Raw genomic sequence first — 16,341 nt, 5'->3', positions numbered from 1 at the left:
ACTGTGTGAGGTTTCCATGTCTGGATCCGCTCAAGTCATTGATATTCGGCGCTATCGTCTGGCGAGACTCATCAGCGACGCTGGTCGTCAGCAAGGTGAGTTGGCCCGCCTGATGCGCGATTCCGCGCAGGAACGGACGCAACTGGCCGAGGCGCTGAACGGCGCGCAAAAGCATCTGGCGCGGATCGCCGACAGCTACAAACTCCTGCTGATTCGGTTGAAGCGTGAAAAGGATTTTCGCGACGCCTGCCAGGAAGCCGCCGAACTGGAAGATCTCGACGAAATGATCCGTCGGCGCGACGCGCTGGTTCGCGAGTTGGAATCCATCCGCCGCGCGCCCCGCGAATCCACGGGAACCTGAGTCAACGACGCTGATTGACCGCCCTTGATCGGATCGGGCGGTCCGCGCTTTGCCCCCCACATTCGAGTCCATTGACAGAAGACGCCGCACGTCTCACCTTCGATGGATCATGGTGACGATGCACGGCACCTGCGTTCTGATCTCCGGCATCGGCGTTTTGCTGAGAGGGGCTTCGGGAAGTGGGAAATCCGATCTGGCTTTGCGACTGATCGACGAAGGCGCAAAGCTGGTTTCCGATGACCAGGTTTCGATGCGTGTGGAAGGTGATCGACTGATCGCCGCGCCGCCGCCGACGCTGGCCGGATATCTGGAGGTGCGGGGCGTCGGGATCATGCCGGTTTCGTCCGTCGCCTCGGCTGAAATCGGTCTGATCGTCGATCTGGTTCCGCGTGACCGGATCGAACGCCTGCCCGACGTGGAACATGAGACGATCCTGAACGTTGCCCTTCCCCACCTGACTTTGCATCCCTTCGACGCCTCGGCCACGGCCAAGCTGCGTCTGGCCGCCGTCGCCGCGCGCGATGGCGCGTTGGGGTCGATTCCCGCCAGCATGGCCGCCTGTCCATGACCATGGCCGCCGCCCCCCTGCCCACCCCCTCGCAGCCTTCCGAACCACCCGGTCGGATCGTCCTGGTGACGGGCCTGTCCGGGGCCGGCATGTCGGTGGCGCTGAAGGCGCTGGAGGATCTGGGGTATGAGGCGGTGGACAATCTGCGCCTGTCGCTGGTTCCCGCCCTGCTGCGACAGGCCGACCCGCGCCGCCGCCCTTTGGCGTTGGTGATCGACAGCCGCACCCGCGATTTTTCAGCGCAGGCTTTTCTGGACGAGTTGGACGATCTGCGCGCCCGCGACGATCTCGACGTCCGGCTGGTCTTTCTCGATTGCGGCGACGAGGTTTTGCAACGCCGCTTCACCGAAACCCGCCGCCGCCACCCGCTGGCGGTGGACCGGACGGTGCCCGACGGCATCGCGCGCGAGCGCGCGCTGCTGTTTCCGCTGAAAGAACAGGCCGACGTCACCATCGACACGACGCAACTGTCCATTCACGATTTGCGGCGCATCCTGTCGGGGCATTTTCAACGCGACGCGCAGGCGGCCCTTCAGGTGTTCGTGACGTCCTTCTCGTTCCGGCTGGGTTTGCCGCGCGAAGCCGATCTGGTGTTCGACGTGCGGTTTCTGACCAACCCCCATTACGATCCGGCCCTGCGCCCGTTGACCGGGCTTGATCCCGCCGTCGCGGCGCGGGTGGCGGGCGACGCCGATTTCCCGGCCTTTTTCGCCAATCTCACCAGCCTTCTCCGCCCGCTCCTGCCCCGCTTCACCCAGGAGGGCAAGAGCTATCTGACCATCGCCATCGGCTGCACCGGCGGCAAGCACCGCTCGGTGTTCGTCGCCGAACAATTGGCGGCGTGGCTGACGGAGCTGGGCGTCCGAGTCAATCTCAGCCACCGCGACCTGACTCGTCAGAACGCCCGGCCCAACGGAACCGGATGATGCAATTTGCACCTTGACGACACAAACCCGACGAACGATCCACATGATCGAACGATCCGCAGAAGCGACACAAAATTTCCTGGGGAGGATCCAACCTTGAAGGATGTCCCATGATCGGTATGGTTCTTGTCACTCATGGGCGGCTCGCCGAAGAGTTCATCGCCGCCCTGTTTCATGTGGTCGGCGAACAGGATCAGGTGCGCGCCGTGTGCATCGGTCCCGAAGACGACATGGAGCAGCGGCGCCAGGACATCCTGAACTCGGTCGCCGAGGTGGATGACGGGTCCGGCGTGGTGGTTCTGACCGACATGTTCGGCGGCACCCCGTCCAACCTCGCCATTTCCATCATGGACAAGGCCAAGGTCGAGGTGATCGCCGGCATGAATCTGCCGATGCTCATCAAGCTCGCCAGCGTGCGCAAGACCGAAACGCTGGACAAATCGGTGATTTCCGCCCGCGACGCCGGGCAGAAATACATCAACGTCGCCTCCTCCCTGCTGTCGGACTGACCCCTGCATGAGCCATTCGGACGACACCCCCGACGGTCTGGCCCCCGACGGTTTGCCCAACGGCGAGCTTCGCCGCACCGCCACCATCACCAACCAACGCGGCCTGCACGCCCGCGCCTCGGCCAAATTCGTCAAGCTGGTCGCCACCTTCAACGCTGAAATCATGGTGCGCCGGGGCGAATCGATGGTCTCGGGCGAGTCGATCATGGGGCTGATGATGTTGGCCGCCGGTCCCGGCACCTGCGTGGAGCTGCGCGCGCAAGGCCCGCAGGCCGATGACGCGATGGCCGCTCTGCTCGACCTGATAAACCGCAAATTCGATGAAGAGTGACGCCAAGCACGACGGACCGGGAGGCCACGCCGCCACCGGCCCGAACCGTTGCCTGCGCGGTCTGGGCGTGTCGCCCGGCGTCGCCATCGGCCCCGCCCATGTGGTGGAAAGCGGATCCGTCACCATCCCCGAATACACGCTGGCCGCCGACGCGGTGGACGGCGAGGTCGCGCGCTTCAACGAGGCCGCCGCCAAGGCGCGGCGCCAGATCAAGAAGCTGAAGAGCAAGGCGCTGGTCCTTCCCGACTCGGCGTCGGAGGAGATCGGCTTCCTGCTCGACGCCCATCTGTCGATGGTGACGAACTCCCGCCTGACCCGTGGGGTGGAGCGCCGGATCAAGCAGGACCACGTCAACGCCGAGGCGGCGATCCAGGCGGAAATCGCCAGCATCGCCCAGACCTTCGCCGAGATGGACGACGCCTATCTCGCCGCCCGCATCGGCGACATCCGCGAGGTTGGGCGGCGGCTGACCCGCAATCTGCTCAAGCACGAATACCGCGCCTTCTCCACCCTGTCGCCCGGCAGCATCATTCTGGCCGAAGAGCTGACGCCCGCCGACACCGCCCTGCTTGATCCGAAGGCGGTCGGCGGCTTCGCCACCGTGCTGGGCGGGGCGGAGGGCCACACGGCGATTCTGGCCCGCTCGCTGGGGCTGCCCGCCGTGCTGGGGGCCGCCGGGCTGTTGGCCGGGGTGCGCAACGGCGTGACCGTCATCGTCGACGGCGTCCAGGGCCGCGTCGTCATCGACCCGGCGCCCGAGGTGCTGGACGAGTACCGCAACCGCCGCGCCGCGCGTGAGCGCGAGCGCGAACAGTTGAAAAGCCTGCGCAAGCTGCCCGCCGTGACCCGCGACGGCATGGCCATCACGCTGATGGCCAATCTGGAAATGCCGCGCGACCTGGAACATGCGCTGGAAAACGGCGCGCAGGGCATTGGCCTGCTGCGCACCGAATTCCTGTTCATGAACCGCGACGATCTCCCCGACGAGGAGGAGCAATACACCGTGCTCCGCGCCATGGTGGAGGGGATGGGCGGGCGCACCGTCACCGCCCGCACCATGGACGTCGGCGGGGAAAAGCTGGCGGGCTGGATGGCCGGGCGCTACGGCGAACCCGCCAACCCGGCCTTGGGCCTGCGCGCCATCCGCCTCAGCCTGCGCGAACCGAAGCTGTTGGAAACCCAGCTCGCCGCGATGCTGCGGGCGGGCGCGCACGGGCCGTTGCGCATCCTGCTGCCGATGATTTCGTCGGTGTCGGAGGTGCAGAAGGTGCGCGAGATCATGGGGCAGGTCGCCCGCCGTCTGCGCCGCCGGGGGGTGGCCATCGCCGATCCCCTGCCGCCGGTCGGCGTGATGATCGAGGTGCCGGGCGCGGCGCTCGCCGCCGACGCGCTGGCCTACGCCGCCGATTTCTTTTCCATCGGCACCAACGATCTGACGCAATACACGCTGGCCATCGACCGCGCCGACGAACAGGTGGCGACGCTGTACGATCCGCTGCACCCGGCGGTGCTGCGCCTGATCCAATTCACCATCGAAGCGGCGCTGCGCTCGCGCATTCCGGTGTCGGTGTGCGGCGAAATCGCCGGGGATCCGCGTTACACCGCCCTGCTGCTGGGGTTGGGCGTGCGGGAGTTGTCGATGTCGCCGCCGTCGGTTCCGGCGGTGAAGAAGCGCATCCGGGGCCTGGATTTGATGGAATCCAGCCGCCGCGCCCGCGTCATCATGGACCAGAGCGACACCGGGCGCATCGCCACCCTGCTGGATGATTTCAACAGCATGGCATGAGGGGGATGCGCTCGCCCCCTCCCTAACCCTCCCCCGCTGACGCGGGAGAGGGGACTGCCGCTCCTTGCCCCTCCACCGCCAAGGGCGGGGGAGGGAGGGACCCGCGAAGCGGGAGGGAGGGGGCCGTCGAAGCCGACAAGCCCCACCCCATTCACTCCCCGTCGTGGCTTTGGATGAAGCTGCGGATTTCCGGCAGGATGCTTTCGCGCCAGCGGCGGCCGTTGAAGATGCCGTAATGGCCGACGCCCTTCTGGAAATGCGTCTTGCGCATGCTGTCCGGCAGGGACGCGCAGAGACGCTGCGCCGCGATGGTCTGGCCGGGGGCGGAAATGTCGTCCAGCTCGCCTTCCACCGTCATGACCGCCGTCTTGGTGATCGCCGCCGGATCGACCTTGCGCCCGCGCGACACCCAGGTTCCATTCGGCAAAGCGTGCTTCTGGAACACCGTCTCGATGGTTTGCAGATAGAATTCCGCCGGCAGATCCATCACCGACAGATATTCGTCGTAGAAACGGCGGTGCTGTTCAGCGGAATCGCCGTCGCCGCGCACCAGATGGCGGAACAGGCCGATGTGCTCGCCGATGTGGCGGTCCAGATTCATCGACATGAAGCCCGACAACTGGATGAAACCGGGATACACGCGACGGAAAGCGCCCGGATAATAGACCGGCACCGTGGTGATGACGCTGCGCTCGAACCATTTCAGCGGGCGTTCGACCGCCAGCTTGACCGGGGTCGTCGGGTTGGCCATCGGGTCGATGGGGCCGCCCATCAGGGTCATGCTGCGGGCCTGCACCGGCTCGTTCGCCGCCGCCATCAGCGACACCGCCGCCATCACCGGAACGGCGGGCTGGCAGACGGCGACGATGTGGGTGCGTTCGCCCAGGAAGCGGACCAGCCCGGCGACCGTCTCGATGTAATCGTCCAGATCGAAGCGGCCCTTGGCGCCCGGCACCAGACGGGCGTCGATCCAGTCGGTGATGAAGACGTCGTGGTCCTGGATCAACGCCTCGACCGTGCCGCGCAGCAAGGTGGCGTGGTGGCCGGACATCGGGGCGACCAGCAACACGCGCGGCTGCCGGGGCGCGCCGTCGGGCTTGGCGAAATTCAGCAGATTGCAGAAGGGCGTCGCCGTCACGATCCGTTCGGTGATCGCCACCGTTTGGCCCTGGACCGTGGTTTCCTTCAAACCAAAACTTGGCTTGGCGAAGCGCCGGGTCGTCCGCTCCATCAACTCGGCGCCGGCGGCGACCGCGCGGCCCAGCTTGGTGTAGGACAACGGCATCAGCGGATTCTGAAAGGTGTGCTGAGCGGCTTCGGCCCAAAAACGCATCGGCCGCATGGCCGCGTGTTGCATGTCGTACAGATGGTACAGCAAATCCCGTCCTCGCGTCGTGCTGGTTCCCGGCGACCTTGGCCCTCTGGGCGTCCGGTTGATGGGCTGGCGTATTGATCGTATGACCAACTGTATCTTGCAGTGCGGTGTTCGTATAGGTCAATAGCCCCTATGATGCGCGCAAGGCTCTGTTGTGCAAAGAACATTGCGGCGCGCCATTTTGCTGGCCTGCATAAGACCTAGGGACCACCCCCTATCACCATAGGCTCATAGGGTCAAACCATACGGATCCGTCAGGTCAAAGCCAACGTGGCGCGCACCGGCAGATGGTCCGACGCCCGCCGGGTCAACGCGGTGCGGACGCTTTCAAAAGCGGGAATTTGCAAGCCCTTGGACACGTAGATCCGGTCCAGCCGCAGGGTCGGCAGGCGGGCGTGAAAGCTGCGCGGATCAGCGACGTCGGCGAAGAACTCCCCCAACGTCCGCAACCGGGGCGAGGTCGGCGTCCATTCGTTCAGATCGCCCATGAACAGGGTCGGCATGTCAGGCTCCGCCGCCACCCGCGACAAGATGATGCTGATTTGCTCGGCCCGCTCCCACGGGTCCAAACCCAGATGGGCGACGATCACCCGCAACGGACGCCCCTGCGCCTCCACCACCGCGTCGATGGCGCCGCGCGGTTCCCGCCGCCCGATGGACAAATCGACGCCGGTGAAGGACCGCACCGGCAGCCGGGTCAGCACAGCGTTGCCGTAATGGGCGCGGTCGTTGTGTTTGGTCGGCGCGGCGTAAGCCGTCAGGCCGGTGGCCCGCTCCAGATAGGCGAACTGGTCCAGCCCCGGCTCGCCGCGATGGTGCCAGCCGATTTCCTGCAAACCAATCAGATCGACGTCGAGATCGCGGATCACCTGCGCGACGCGGTCGGGCGCGAACCGCGCGTCCAGCCCAACGCAACTGTGGATGTTCCAGGTCGCGACCGAAAAGCCGATCAACCCGTCGGGAATCGGATCACAACGCCCCTCAGGGCGGCGGCCTGGACGGCGGGCGGCGGCGGCGCGCAAAGCGGAGGCGATGCGCTCGGCGCGCTCACGGCTGAATCGGATCACGGTCGATCACGTCCCTTCATCGTCGTCGTTGCGGCGGTCCGCGCCGCCCAGCGCGCCAGCCACGCCAGAATCGGCAGCAGCGCGGCCAGCGCCAAACCATAATCGCCCACCAGACGCCCCAGCCAGCGCTCGACCATGGTGACGGCGCGGAGCAGCGACGCCAGCCCGACCATGGTCGCGACGCCGTCCTCGTCCCACCCCTCGGCGTCAGTGGGGGCGGCGCCGGTGGGGGCCAGCGCCAGCAGCAAGGCCAACAGACCAAGCCCAAGGATCAACCACCGATGGCGGCGTGGAATGCGCGAAGGCAGCACCCGGCGCAGAATGTCCACCGCGTCCACCGGGCGTTCCGGGTCGAACACCCGCGCCTCGGCCACCGCCAGGGTCAGCCCGTCCAGTTCCGGTTCGACCAGCGGCTCCAGCCGCCGCCCGTCGGGACGGCGCAGCGCCTCGATGGCGGCGATCAGCGAGCCGCGACGCCCGAACTCTCCGGCGACGGTGGCCGGGGCGATCCCCAGATGCTCGGCGATCAGATCGTCGCGGCTGTGGGCGATGGCGCGGCGCAGGGCGGCGTCCGCCGGATCGTCGGGCCGCGCCTCCAACGTCAGATCGCATTCGGTGTCCAACCCCATCGAGCGGTTGTTCAGATTGGCTGAGCCGACGCGCAACAGCCGATCATCGACCACCATCACCTTGGCGTGGACGGTGATGGCGGTTCCATCGTCGGCGCGCGGGCAATAGAGGGCGAAGCGGCCATGGCGGTCCGCCGCGCGCAAGTTCTGGGTCATGGTCGCCCGCGCGCCCAGCATCACCGCGTTTTCCAGCCAACTGGTGGAGCGCGCCGGGTTGACCACCACCACCTCCGGCCCGTCGGCCTCCCCCAGCCGCGCCGCCAGCGCCTCGGCCACGGCGATGGAGGCGAAATACTGGCTTTCCAGATAGATGACCCGGCGGGCCTGGGCGATGGCGGCGAGGAACAGCGCCTCGACCTCGCGCACCTCCGCCCGCCCGTTGCAGGCGGGATCCGTGCGGCTCAGGCCGACGCGCGCGCCCGTCACCAGCGGTGCCAGACCGGGCGGCCAAGGATCGGCGGGCGTCCGACGCAGCAGAAAACGCCGGTAGGCGAAGCGACGCGGCGGCGGCAAGGGCGCGGCGGGGGGCGTCAGCTCCTCCCCCGTGGCGCGCAGCCAGCGCGCGCGGAACAGATCGCCCAAGGCGCGGGCCGCGTCGCCGTCCACCGCCATCATCACGTCGTGGAACGGTTCGTAAGGCGCGCCGTCGGGCTGGCGGCGCAACCGCTCCTGCCCCCGGTGGGCGCGGGTGTCCCAACGGTTGGCCGTCAGATCCAGCCCGCCGCAAAAGGCGAGGGAATCGTCGATCACCAGCAGCTTTTGATGATGGCAGGCCCCGGTCGGGTGGTCGCCGTCCAGCCGGTATTGCAGACGCGGATGGGTCAGCCAGTTGCGCAACAGAAAGGGATGGGTCCAACGCGCCAGATCGAACAGTTCGGCGTAGTCCCATTTCAGCACATGAATCCGCAGATCCGGGCGGCTGGTCGCCAGCCAGTTCAGCAGATGGCCCAGCCGGTCGGGGCGGTGGGCGCGGCGGTTCTGCGGCGTCAGCCGGATGCGCGCGTCGAAATCCCAGGCCGACAGATACACGCTGCGCCGCGCCCGGCGCAGCGCCGCCTTGGCGTGGAGGAAATACGCCTCGGCGTCGACGATCACCGACAGACGGTTCGTCCGCTCGATCCGCCAGCAGGTGCGCCCCGGCTCCAAAATCGCCGCCGTCTCCAGCGACGCCGCCGCAACGCCGGACCGCCCGGCGGCGTCGGGAGGCGGAGCGAGCGAGCGAGGCGGGTCAGCGGTCATCAGACGGATCCAAAGGCGGCGGCGCAGGGCATCCTGCCTCATGTGGGGGCGCGCGCTCCATCCTGCCGCCGCTTGATTGGAGAAAATTACGCTCCCGAGTCGGACCTCCGCGCCAATTTCGTTGCCCCGCTGGGGTGGGCGCGCTTACGGTTCGGCCTTGAGCAGAGTTGCGCCGGTTTGGCGACGCTTTGCCCCCTCCCTAGCCCTCCCCCGCTTGTCAGCGGGAGAGGGAAATCCGCCGCGCGCCGACAAGGCTCCAGGCTCCCTCTCCCGCCACAGGCGGGGGAGGGTCGGGGAGGGGGCAAACGAGGCCGAACCTCTGCATCTTTGCCTCGTCCCGTCCCCGCCTTTTCGGAAGATCGCCCCGCCCCCGATGCCGCGCACCGCCGCCCGCCGCCTGATCGACACGCTGCCCACCACCCTTCTGCCCATCGCCGCCGGGGTCGCCCTGGCTTCGGCGCTGGCCTGGGCGACGGGTCTGGACGCGCTGGGCGCGGCGCGTGGGCTGTTGGCGGCGCTGGGCCTCACCTTTCTGCTGATCGCCCCCGCCCTGTTCCTGGGCGCCGCCCTGGGCGCCGTCGCCGGGGCCTGGGCCGGGTTGGCCCCGCAGACGGGAAGCGGTCTGGTGGGCCGGGCCTTGATCGCCGCCGGGCCGCCGCTGCCCGGTTTTCTGTTGGCCGCCTTGGCCGCCTTGGCGGTGCGCGACGGGGCCGCCGCCGCCCCGCTCGCTTGGGCCGCGCTGGCCCTGCCCGCCGCCTGCCAAGCCGCCCGGCTCGCCCGCCCGGCGATGACGGAGGCGCTGACCAGCGACGCCCTGCGCATGGCCGAGGGCTTTGGGCTGGACGACCGCAAAATGCTGCGCCACCACGCCCTGCCCGCCGCGATGGCCCCGGTGCTGGGCGGTTTCGCCAACGCCGTGCTGGCGGCGCTGGCCGGAGGGGTGGCGCTGGAAAGCCTGCTCGACCTGCCGGGATTGGGCGGGCTGCTGATCGACGCCGCCCGCGCCGGATCCGCGTCCGGCGCGCTGCCCGCCCTGATCGCGCTGTGCGGGCTGGCCGGGTTGCTGACCGCGCTGGGAACCGCCCTTGGCGCGTGGCTCCAGCCGCTCGCCGGATCCAGCGGGATGGGCCGATGAGCGCGCGGCCCGACCCGCATGGCCGCCGCCACGGGCGGGGCGCCGCCGGGCTGGCCCTGCTGGCGGCGCTGGCCCTGGCCTGCACCGTCGCGCCGCTGTTGAGCGACGGCGCGGCTCCGCTGCGCGCCGACAGCGATCCGGTTCTGACCGCGTTGACCGACGGACGCGGCAGCCTGTCCTTCGCCCTGTTGAGCGGGTTGTTGGGCGCCGGTCTCGGCCTGGGTTGGGCCGTGCTGGCGACCGCGCTGGGGGAACGGACGGAACGCCGCCTGATGGCCGCCGCCGCCCGGTTGGCGGGCCTGCCGCTGGCGCTGCTGGCCCCGCTGGGCGCCGGGTTGATGGGCGGCGGCTTGCCGCTGCTCGCCCTGCTGGTGGCGCTCAGCGCCGCCCCCCTGGTGGCCGGGTTGGCGCATGAGGACTTGCGCGCCCTGCTGCGCCGGGAGTTTTTGATCGCCGCCCGCGCCGCCGGGCTGTCGCGGGGGGCGATCCTGCGCCATCACCTGATTCCCAACGCCGTCCGCCCCCTGTTGGCCGCCGGAGCCGTCGCCCTGCCCCGCGCGCTGGCGGTGGAAAGCTTCGCCAGCCTGCTGGGCCTTGGCCTGCCGTCGCCGGTGGGAAGTTGGGGGGCGACGATCGGCTTGGCCGCGCGGCTGGGCGACGGTCTGGCCTTGATCCCGGCGGCGCTGCTGCTGTCCTTGTCCCTGTGGGCGCTTCACGCCGTGGCGGATGAGGCGCTGAGTCTCGCCGCTGAGGGACCGCACGGCGGCGCGGCCACGGACGCCCGCGCATGACCATCATCGCCACCTCCGCCCCCGCCGCAGCCGCGACCAACCCGCCCGTCGCCGCCGATGGGCTGACCCTGTTGGCGGGCGACCGCGTGTTGATCGACCGCGCCGACCTGCGGCTGGAGGCAGGCGCGGTGCTCGCCCTGACCGGCGGGGCGGGCGCGGGAAAAACCCTGCTGCTGCGCGCCCTGGCCGGGTTGCCCCTGCCCGGAGTCGCGCAGGCCGGACAAGCCCATGTGGACGGTCGCCGCCTGCTGATCGCGCAGGGCGGACGGATGGCCCCGCAACGCCCGCTGGCCTTGCAGGCGGCGGACGTCATCGGCCATCACCTGGGGCTGGACACCAGCGCCGCGCTGCGCCGCATGGCCGACGCGCTCGACCGCATGGGGGTTCCCGCCGCCGCCCGGCGTTTCGACCTGCCGCCCGACCGCCTGCCTGACTCGCTGCGGTGGGCGGCGCTGTTCGCCTTGGCCATCGCCGTCGGCCCGGCGGTTCTGCTGACCGACGCGCCCGCCGCCGGGCTGGATCCGACCGTGCGCCTGCGCCTGCTGCACCGGCTGGCCGATTGGGCGCGCGACAGCGCCGTCGCGCTGATCCTCGCCGGGCGGCCCGAAGACGGGCTGGACGGCCCCGCCGACCAGCGGCTGGCCCTGCATGACGGGCGATTGCTGCCCACCCCCGCCGCCCCCACCCCGCTGCCCGCCCCCAACCCGACCAGCGGGCAGGCGGGAGCCGACGTGATGAGCGCGCGCGGCCTCGCCGTGTCCTTTCCGCTGGGCGTCGGCCCGACGGGGGAGGAACGGCGCCTGACCGTGGTCCACCCGTTGGATCTTGATCTGGCCGACGGCGAAACCCTGGTTCTGCTGGGCGAAACCGGCAGCGGCAAGGCGATGCTCGCCCGCGCCCTGCTGCATCTGCCGCCGCCCACCAAGGGCCAGGTCGCCTGGATGGGCCGCGATCTGGCCAAGGCCGACGCCGCCGGGATGCGGCGGATCCGCCGCGACCTGCAACCGCTGTTTCCCGACCCGGCGGCGTCCCTGGATCCGGCGATGACCGTTGGCGGCCAACTGGCGACGGTTCTGGAATCCCTGCGGCCCGAGATCCCCGCCGACCGCCGCGCCCATCGGGTGGCCGACGCCCTGCGGTCGGTGGGGTTGCCCGCCGACACGGCGGCGCGCTGGCCCGCGACCCTGAATCCACCCGAAGCCGCACGGGTCGGGCTGGCCCGCGCCCTGATTCCGGAGCCGCGCGCGCTGGTCTGCGACGAGCCGCTCGCCACCCTGTCGGCGGAAGAGCGCGCCGATTTCTGGGACGATCTGCTGACCGCGCGGGACCGGCGGCGGCTGTCCGTCATCCTGACGACGGAACGGGCCGAGGAGGGCTTGCGCCACGCCGACCGCGCGCTGGTTCTGCTGATGGGCCGGGTGGTGGAAAGCGGCGACGCCGACGCCCTGCTGCGCCACGCCCGCCACCCCTACACCCAGGCGATGCTGAGCGCGGCGCGCGGCGCGGCCCCGGCCTTGGACGGCGACGCGCCATCGGCCTTGCGCCCGCCCGCCGGCTGCGCGCTCCGCCTGCGCTGCCCCAAGGCGCGGAGCTTTTGCGCCCAGGCCGTCCCGGCTTTGGAGCCGGTCGCCCCCGGCCATCAGGTCGCCTGCCATTACTGGGACACGCCTTAAACAAACGCCGGACGTCGTTCCACGCTTCGCCCCCTCCCTAACCCTCCCCCGCTTGTCAGCGGGAGAGGGAACTCCGCCGCCCGCCGACAAGGTTCAAGGCCCCCTCTCCCGCAACGCGGGGGAGGGTTGGGGAGAGGGCAAGCGGCGCCGACCCGCGCAACGCCGCTGAAGCGCAACACCATCGCATGGCTGTTTTCCAGGCGACGACGTAGTAGGATGCCCTGACCGCTGGATTGATGGGACGCCGATGGCCTTTCCCCAGATCGAAGAGTCCGGGTGTTTGGGTCTCGACCTTTTGGCCGGGCTTGCGGTTCCTTTGTGGCTGGTTCAACCCGACGGCGGCGTCGTTTGGTTGAACGACTCGGCGCGCGGCTTGCTCGATCTGCCGGACGCCGCCGACGCGGCCTTGATCCGCCTGCGCGCCGACGCCAAGGCCAGCGCCGCTTTGACCTCTTGCCTGACCAGCGGACGGGCGACCAACGCCACCATCGCCTTCCAAACCGACGCGACGGCGCCCACCCCTGATCTCGACGTCCGCGTCACCCGCGCGCCCGCCAGCCAATTCGGTACGGCGACGCCGCTGCTGGTGATCGAGGCGACCGCCGACCATGTCGCCCGGCAAGAGCTGGCGCGGCTGACCGAGCAGCTTGTGGCGCTGTCCTACGCCTACCCCGATTTGCGGTTCGAGTTGCGGCGCGACGGCTCCATCCTGGATTTCGCCACCGCCAGCCCGACGGAGCTGAACATTCCGGCGGAGCGCTTCCTCAACGGTCGGGTGCAAGACGTTCTGCCCGATCCGGCGGGCGCCCTGGTGGCCGACGCGCTGGCCCGCCTGTCCGCTGGCGAAACTGTGGTCGGCATCGAATTCACCCTGCCCGCCCCCTCATCCAGCCAGAGCGACGCCACCTTTGAGGCGCGGCTGGTCGCCCTGATGGACGGCGACCGGGTGTTGTGCAGCGTCCGCAACGTCAGCGAACGGGTCCGCGCCGAACGGGACGCCCGGCAGGCGCACGCCCGGCTGCTCGACGCCATCGACAGCGTGGCGGAGGGTTTCGTTCTCTACGACGCCCAGGATCGGCTGGTCCTGTGCAACCAGCGTTACCGCGACCTGTTCGCCGCCAACCCGGATCTGCTCGCCCCCGGCACCCCCTTTGAAACCGTGCTGCGCGAAACCGCCCGGCGCGGCGTCTACCGGATGCCGGCCGAGGCGTTGGAATCCTGGATCGCCCAGCGGCTCGCCCTGCACCGCGACGGCGGCCCGCCGATCGAGGTGGAGTTGCAGGATGGCCGCTGGCTGCGCATCGAGGAGCGGCGGACCAGCGACGGCGGCGCCGTGGGCGTGCGCGCCGACATCACCGACCTGAAGAACCGCGCCCTGGAGTTGGCCGCCGCCCGCGACGAGGCCGAACAGGCCAACCGCCACAAATCCGACTACGTCCATCATTTGAGCCACGAGTTGCGCACCCCGCTGACCGCCGTCATGGGCTTCGCCGAGATTCTGCGGGACGAGGTGATGGGGCCGCTGGACAACCCGCGTTACCGCGACGCGGCGGCGCAGATCGCCACCGCTGGCGAATACATGCTGGAACTCATCAACAACCTGCTCGACCTCGCCCGGATCGACGCGGGCAAGATGGAGCTGTATGAGGAACCGTGCAATCTGCCGCTCATCATCGACGCCACCACCGCGATGCTGGGCGCGCGGGCGGAAGGGGCCGGGGTGGCGCTGAACAGCAGCGTGGCCGATGATTTGCCCAGCCTGTACGGCGACCCGACGCTGATCCGCCAGATGCTGACCAATCTGGTCGGCAACGCGGTGAAATTCACCCCGCCCGGCGGACGAATCGGGGTGGCCGCCAGCCTGACCGACGAAGGCGGCCTGAGCCTGTCGGTCAGCGACACCGGGCGCGGCATGACGCCGGAGCAAATCCCCCTGGCGCTGACCGCCTTTTCCCAGGCGCACGACCGGATGACGACGACCGAACACGGTTCCGGCCTTGGCCTGCCGCTGACCTGCGCCCTGCTGGCCCTGCACAACGGGCGGCTGGACATCGACAGCGCGCCAGGCCGGGGCACCACCGTGCGGCTGACCTTCCCCGCCGAACGGGTTGTGATGGAAGAGCGGGTCTGACGCCCCCGCGACGGCGCTTTATCCGGCCCGCAGCGCCGACAAAAAGCCGTCAACCTCGGCCCGCATCCGGGCGGTGTCGCCCGACACGGCGTCCACCGTGTCGACCATGACCGACGACGCCTGTTCGGAAACGGCGGCGGCGGCGGTGACGGCGGCGATGTTTCCCGACACGTCGCGGGCGCCGTCGGCGGCGTCGTGGATGTTCGCGGCGATCTCGTCAACGGCGGCGGTCTGCTGTTCAACCGCCGCCGCGACCGCGCCGGAAATTTCGTTCAGCTTGGCGATGGTGCGGGTGACGGCGTCGATGCTCTCCACCGCCGTGCCGGACGCCGCTTGAATCTCGGCGATGCGCGCCTGGATCTCGCTGGTCGCCTTGGCGGTCTGCCCGGCCAGAATCTTCACCTCCGACGCGACGACGGCGAAGCCCTTGCCAGCCTCGCCCGCGCGCGCCGCTTCGATGGTGGCGTTCAGCGCCAGCAGATTGGTTTGCCCGGCGATGCCCGAAATCAGATCGACCACCTTGCCGATTTCCGCCGCCGCGTTGGCCAGACTGCCCATCACCACCGTGCCGCGTTCGGCGTCGCGCGTCGCCGTGGCGGCGATGCCCGCCGAATCGCCGACCAATCGAACGATTTCGGCGAAGGACGCCGACAATTCCGCCGTCGCCGCCGCCACGCTGTCCACATTGGCCGAGGCCCGCTCCGACGCCGCCGACACCGCGTCGGCGTGGCTGGCGGTGTCCGCCGCGCTGGTCGCCATGCCGCTGGCCGCCGTCGCCAGACGGGCCGTGGAGTCGGTCAACGCCTCGACCAGACGCTTGACCGTCGCCTCGAAACCCTGAGCCAACCGCTGCAACTCGCGGCGACGCTCGTCGGCGGCGGCGGCCTTCAAGCGCTCCTGTTCGGTCTGGAGCCGTTCGGTTTCCAGCATGTTGTCCTTGAACACCCGCGCGGCGGCGGCCATCCGCCCGATCTCGTCGCGGCGGTCATCGTCGAACGACGCGGAGAAATCACGGGCGGCCAACCGTTCCAGCGCCGACGCCACCGCCAGAATGGGCCGCGACACGCTGCGCACCAGCGCCCAGCCAAAAGCCAGCGACAGCAGCGTGCACAGCGTCACCACGCTCAACACCAAACCATAAGCCGCCTGGTAAACCTCGGCCCCCCGGTCGGCGACCGTTCCAGCCTCTTTGATCGTGGCGTCCACCAGGGCGGTCAGCGTCTCCTGAACGCGGGCGAAGGCCACCGCGCTGGGCCGCTTGAACACGCTGGCGGCGGCTTGGCTCTGGTTGTCGCGAACCAGACTGCGCACGCGGTCGGCGGCGGACGCGTAATTTTTCCAGGCCTCGTCAAAGGCGTTCAACCGCTCCGCCGTCTCGCCGCTGGCGAACAGCGGCCCGGCGTCGGCGCGCAGACGCGCGACGTTCGTCTCGGCCGCCTTCAGGTCGGTTTCCACATGATTGATCTGCATGGCGTTGGTGGAGAGCGCGTAGGCGGCCTCGGCGATGCGGTGGCTCTGGGCCGCCGCCGCCAATTGCCCGGCCAACTGGGTGCTGGGCAGCGAACGGCCCCGCATGGTTTCCGCCGCGTTGTTTAGAATATCAAGCCGATCCAGGGTGAACAGACCAAAGCCGCCGGCCATCACCACGGTTCCGAGAACCGCCGCCATGATTTTCGCGCGGATGGTGAATCGTGAAAATGCCTGCATTTTAGCCATTCTCAAGACTCCTCCGCGCGCCCGTCAAGGCGGTGATTGTGGGAAAGATCCGATCATTCGGTGTCTAATTTTCCTACGGGATATGTTTAAAATTATCAACGCAG

At 69.3% G+C, this 16,341-nt stretch carries 14 protein-coding genes; 10 read left to right on the top strand and 4 right to left on the bottom strand.

The features are described 5' to 3' along the window. Positions 1 to 16: 16 nt before the first annotated feature. The 6 genes from ACODS4_RS02280 to ptsP all read left to right on the top strand — a co-directional run bounded on the left by ACODS4_RS02280 (position 17) and on the right by ptsP (position 4,481). On the top strand, positions 17 to 361 hold the full coding sequence (locus ACODS4_RS02280) for a hypothetical protein (protein WP_488860280.1): 345 nt from the start codon (positions 17 to 19) through the stop codon (positions 359 to 361). 118 nt (positions 362 to 479) lie between these two features. After that, positions 480 to 929 (top strand): HPr kinase/phosphorylase, encoded by a 450-nt coding sequence (locus ACODS4_RS02275; RefSeq protein WP_488860278.1) that lies wholly within the window; start codon positions 480 to 482, stop codon positions 927 to 929. After that, entirely contained in the window at positions 926 to 1,855 is a 930-nt protein-coding gene (gene rapZ / locus ACODS4_RS02270; protein ID WP_488860276.1) for an RNase adapter RapZ, read from the top strand. The genes ACODS4_RS02275 and rapZ overlap by 4 nt, the downstream gene beginning before the upstream one ends. 110 nt (positions 1,856 to 1,965) lie before the next feature. Then, positions 1,966 to 2,364 carry a PTS sugar transporter subunit IIA gene (locus tag ACODS4_RS02265; RefSeq protein WP_119831462.1) on the top strand — a complete coding sequence of 133 codons (399 nt, stop codon included), beginning with the start codon at positions 1,966 to 1,968 and terminating at the stop codon, positions 2,362 to 2,364. 7 nt (positions 2,365 to 2,371) lie between these two features. Further along, positions 2,372 to 2,695 (top strand): HPr family phosphocarrier protein, encoded by a 324-nt coding sequence (locus ACODS4_RS02260; protein WP_488860274.1) that lies wholly within the window; start codon positions 2,372 to 2,374, stop codon positions 2,693 to 2,695. Then, a complete protein-coding gene (gene ptsP / locus ACODS4_RS02255) occupies positions 2,685 to 4,481 on the top strand; it encodes a phosphoenolpyruvate--protein phosphotransferase (protein WP_488860272.1) in 1,797 nt (598 codons plus the stop codon). Before ACODS4_RS02260 ends, ptsP begins: the two co-directional genes overlap by 11 nt. 151 nt (positions 4,482 to 4,632) lie before the next feature. Here ptsP and ACODS4_RS02250 read toward each other — a convergent pair whose 3' ends face one another. From ACODS4_RS02250 to ACODS4_RS02240, 3 genes are all read right to left on the bottom strand, one after another. Then, a complete protein-coding gene (locus ACODS4_RS02250; protein WP_488860270.1) occupies positions 4,633 to 5,859 on the bottom strand; it encodes a polyhydroxyalkanoate depolymerase in 1,227 nt (408 codons plus the stop codon). Positions 5,860 to 6,110: 251 nt separating this feature from the next. Next, positions 6,111 to 6,923 carry an endonuclease/exonuclease/phosphatase family protein gene (locus tag ACODS4_RS02245; RefSeq protein WP_488860268.1) on the bottom strand — a complete coding sequence of 271 codons (813 nt, stop codon included), beginning with the start codon at positions 6,921 to 6,923 and terminating at the stop codon, positions 6,111 to 6,113. After that, positions 6,920 to 8,791 carry a phospholipase D-like domain-containing protein gene (locus ACODS4_RS02240; RefSeq protein WP_488860266.1) on the bottom strand — a complete coding sequence of 624 codons (1,872 nt, stop codon included), beginning with the start codon at positions 8,789 to 8,791 and terminating at the stop codon, positions 6,920 to 6,922. Before ACODS4_RS02240 ends, ACODS4_RS02245 begins: the two co-directional genes overlap by 4 nt. Before the next feature lie 373 nt (positions 8,792 to 9,164). Between ACODS4_RS02240 and ACODS4_RS02235 the strand changes: the two genes are divergently transcribed. The 4 genes from ACODS4_RS02235 (at position 9,165) to ACODS4_RS02220 (ending at position 14,521) form a co-directional block, all read left to right on the top strand. Next, the gene (locus tag ACODS4_RS02235; RefSeq protein ID WP_488860264.1) at positions 9,165 to 9,926 is read left to right on the top strand and encodes an ABC transporter permease subunit; all 762 of its coding nucleotides are present in this window, start codon (positions 9,165 to 9,167) and stop codon (positions 9,924 to 9,926) included. Then, on the top strand, positions 9,923 to 10,717 hold the full coding sequence (locus ACODS4_RS02230; RefSeq protein WP_488860262.1) for an ABC transporter permease subunit: 795 nt from the start codon (positions 9,923 to 9,925) through the stop codon (positions 10,715 to 10,717). The genes ACODS4_RS02235 and ACODS4_RS02230 overlap by 4 nt, the downstream gene beginning before the upstream one ends. After that, positions 10,714 to 12,390 carry an oligopeptide/dipeptide ABC transporter ATP-binding protein gene (locus tag ACODS4_RS02225; RefSeq protein WP_488860260.1) on the top strand — a complete coding sequence of 559 codons (1,677 nt, stop codon included), beginning with the start codon at positions 10,714 to 10,716 and terminating at the stop codon, positions 12,388 to 12,390. Before ACODS4_RS02230 ends, ACODS4_RS02225 begins: the two co-directional genes overlap by 4 nt. 247 nt (positions 12,391 to 12,637) lie before the next feature. Next, positions 12,638 to 14,521 (top strand): sensor histidine kinase, encoded by a 1,884-nt coding sequence (locus ACODS4_RS02220; protein ID WP_488860258.1) that lies wholly within the window; start codon positions 12,638 to 12,640, stop codon positions 14,519 to 14,521. A gap of 18 nt (positions 14,522 to 14,539) precedes the next feature. On the opposite strand, the gene ACODS4_RS02215 is transcribed toward ACODS4_RS02220, so the two are convergent. Further along, positions 14,540 to 16,237, bottom strand: coding sequence for a methyl-accepting chemotaxis protein (locus ACODS4_RS02215; RefSeq protein ID WP_488860256.1), 1,698 nt, complete (start codon positions 16,235 to 16,237; stop codon positions 14,540 to 14,542). Positions 16,238 to 16,341: the final 104 nt, after the last annotated feature.

Source organism: Azospirillum sp. FG154, assembly GCF_057809575.1.
Note: the sequence above shows the minus strand (reverse complement) of the source record. Positions and strands in the feature narration are given on the sequence as shown.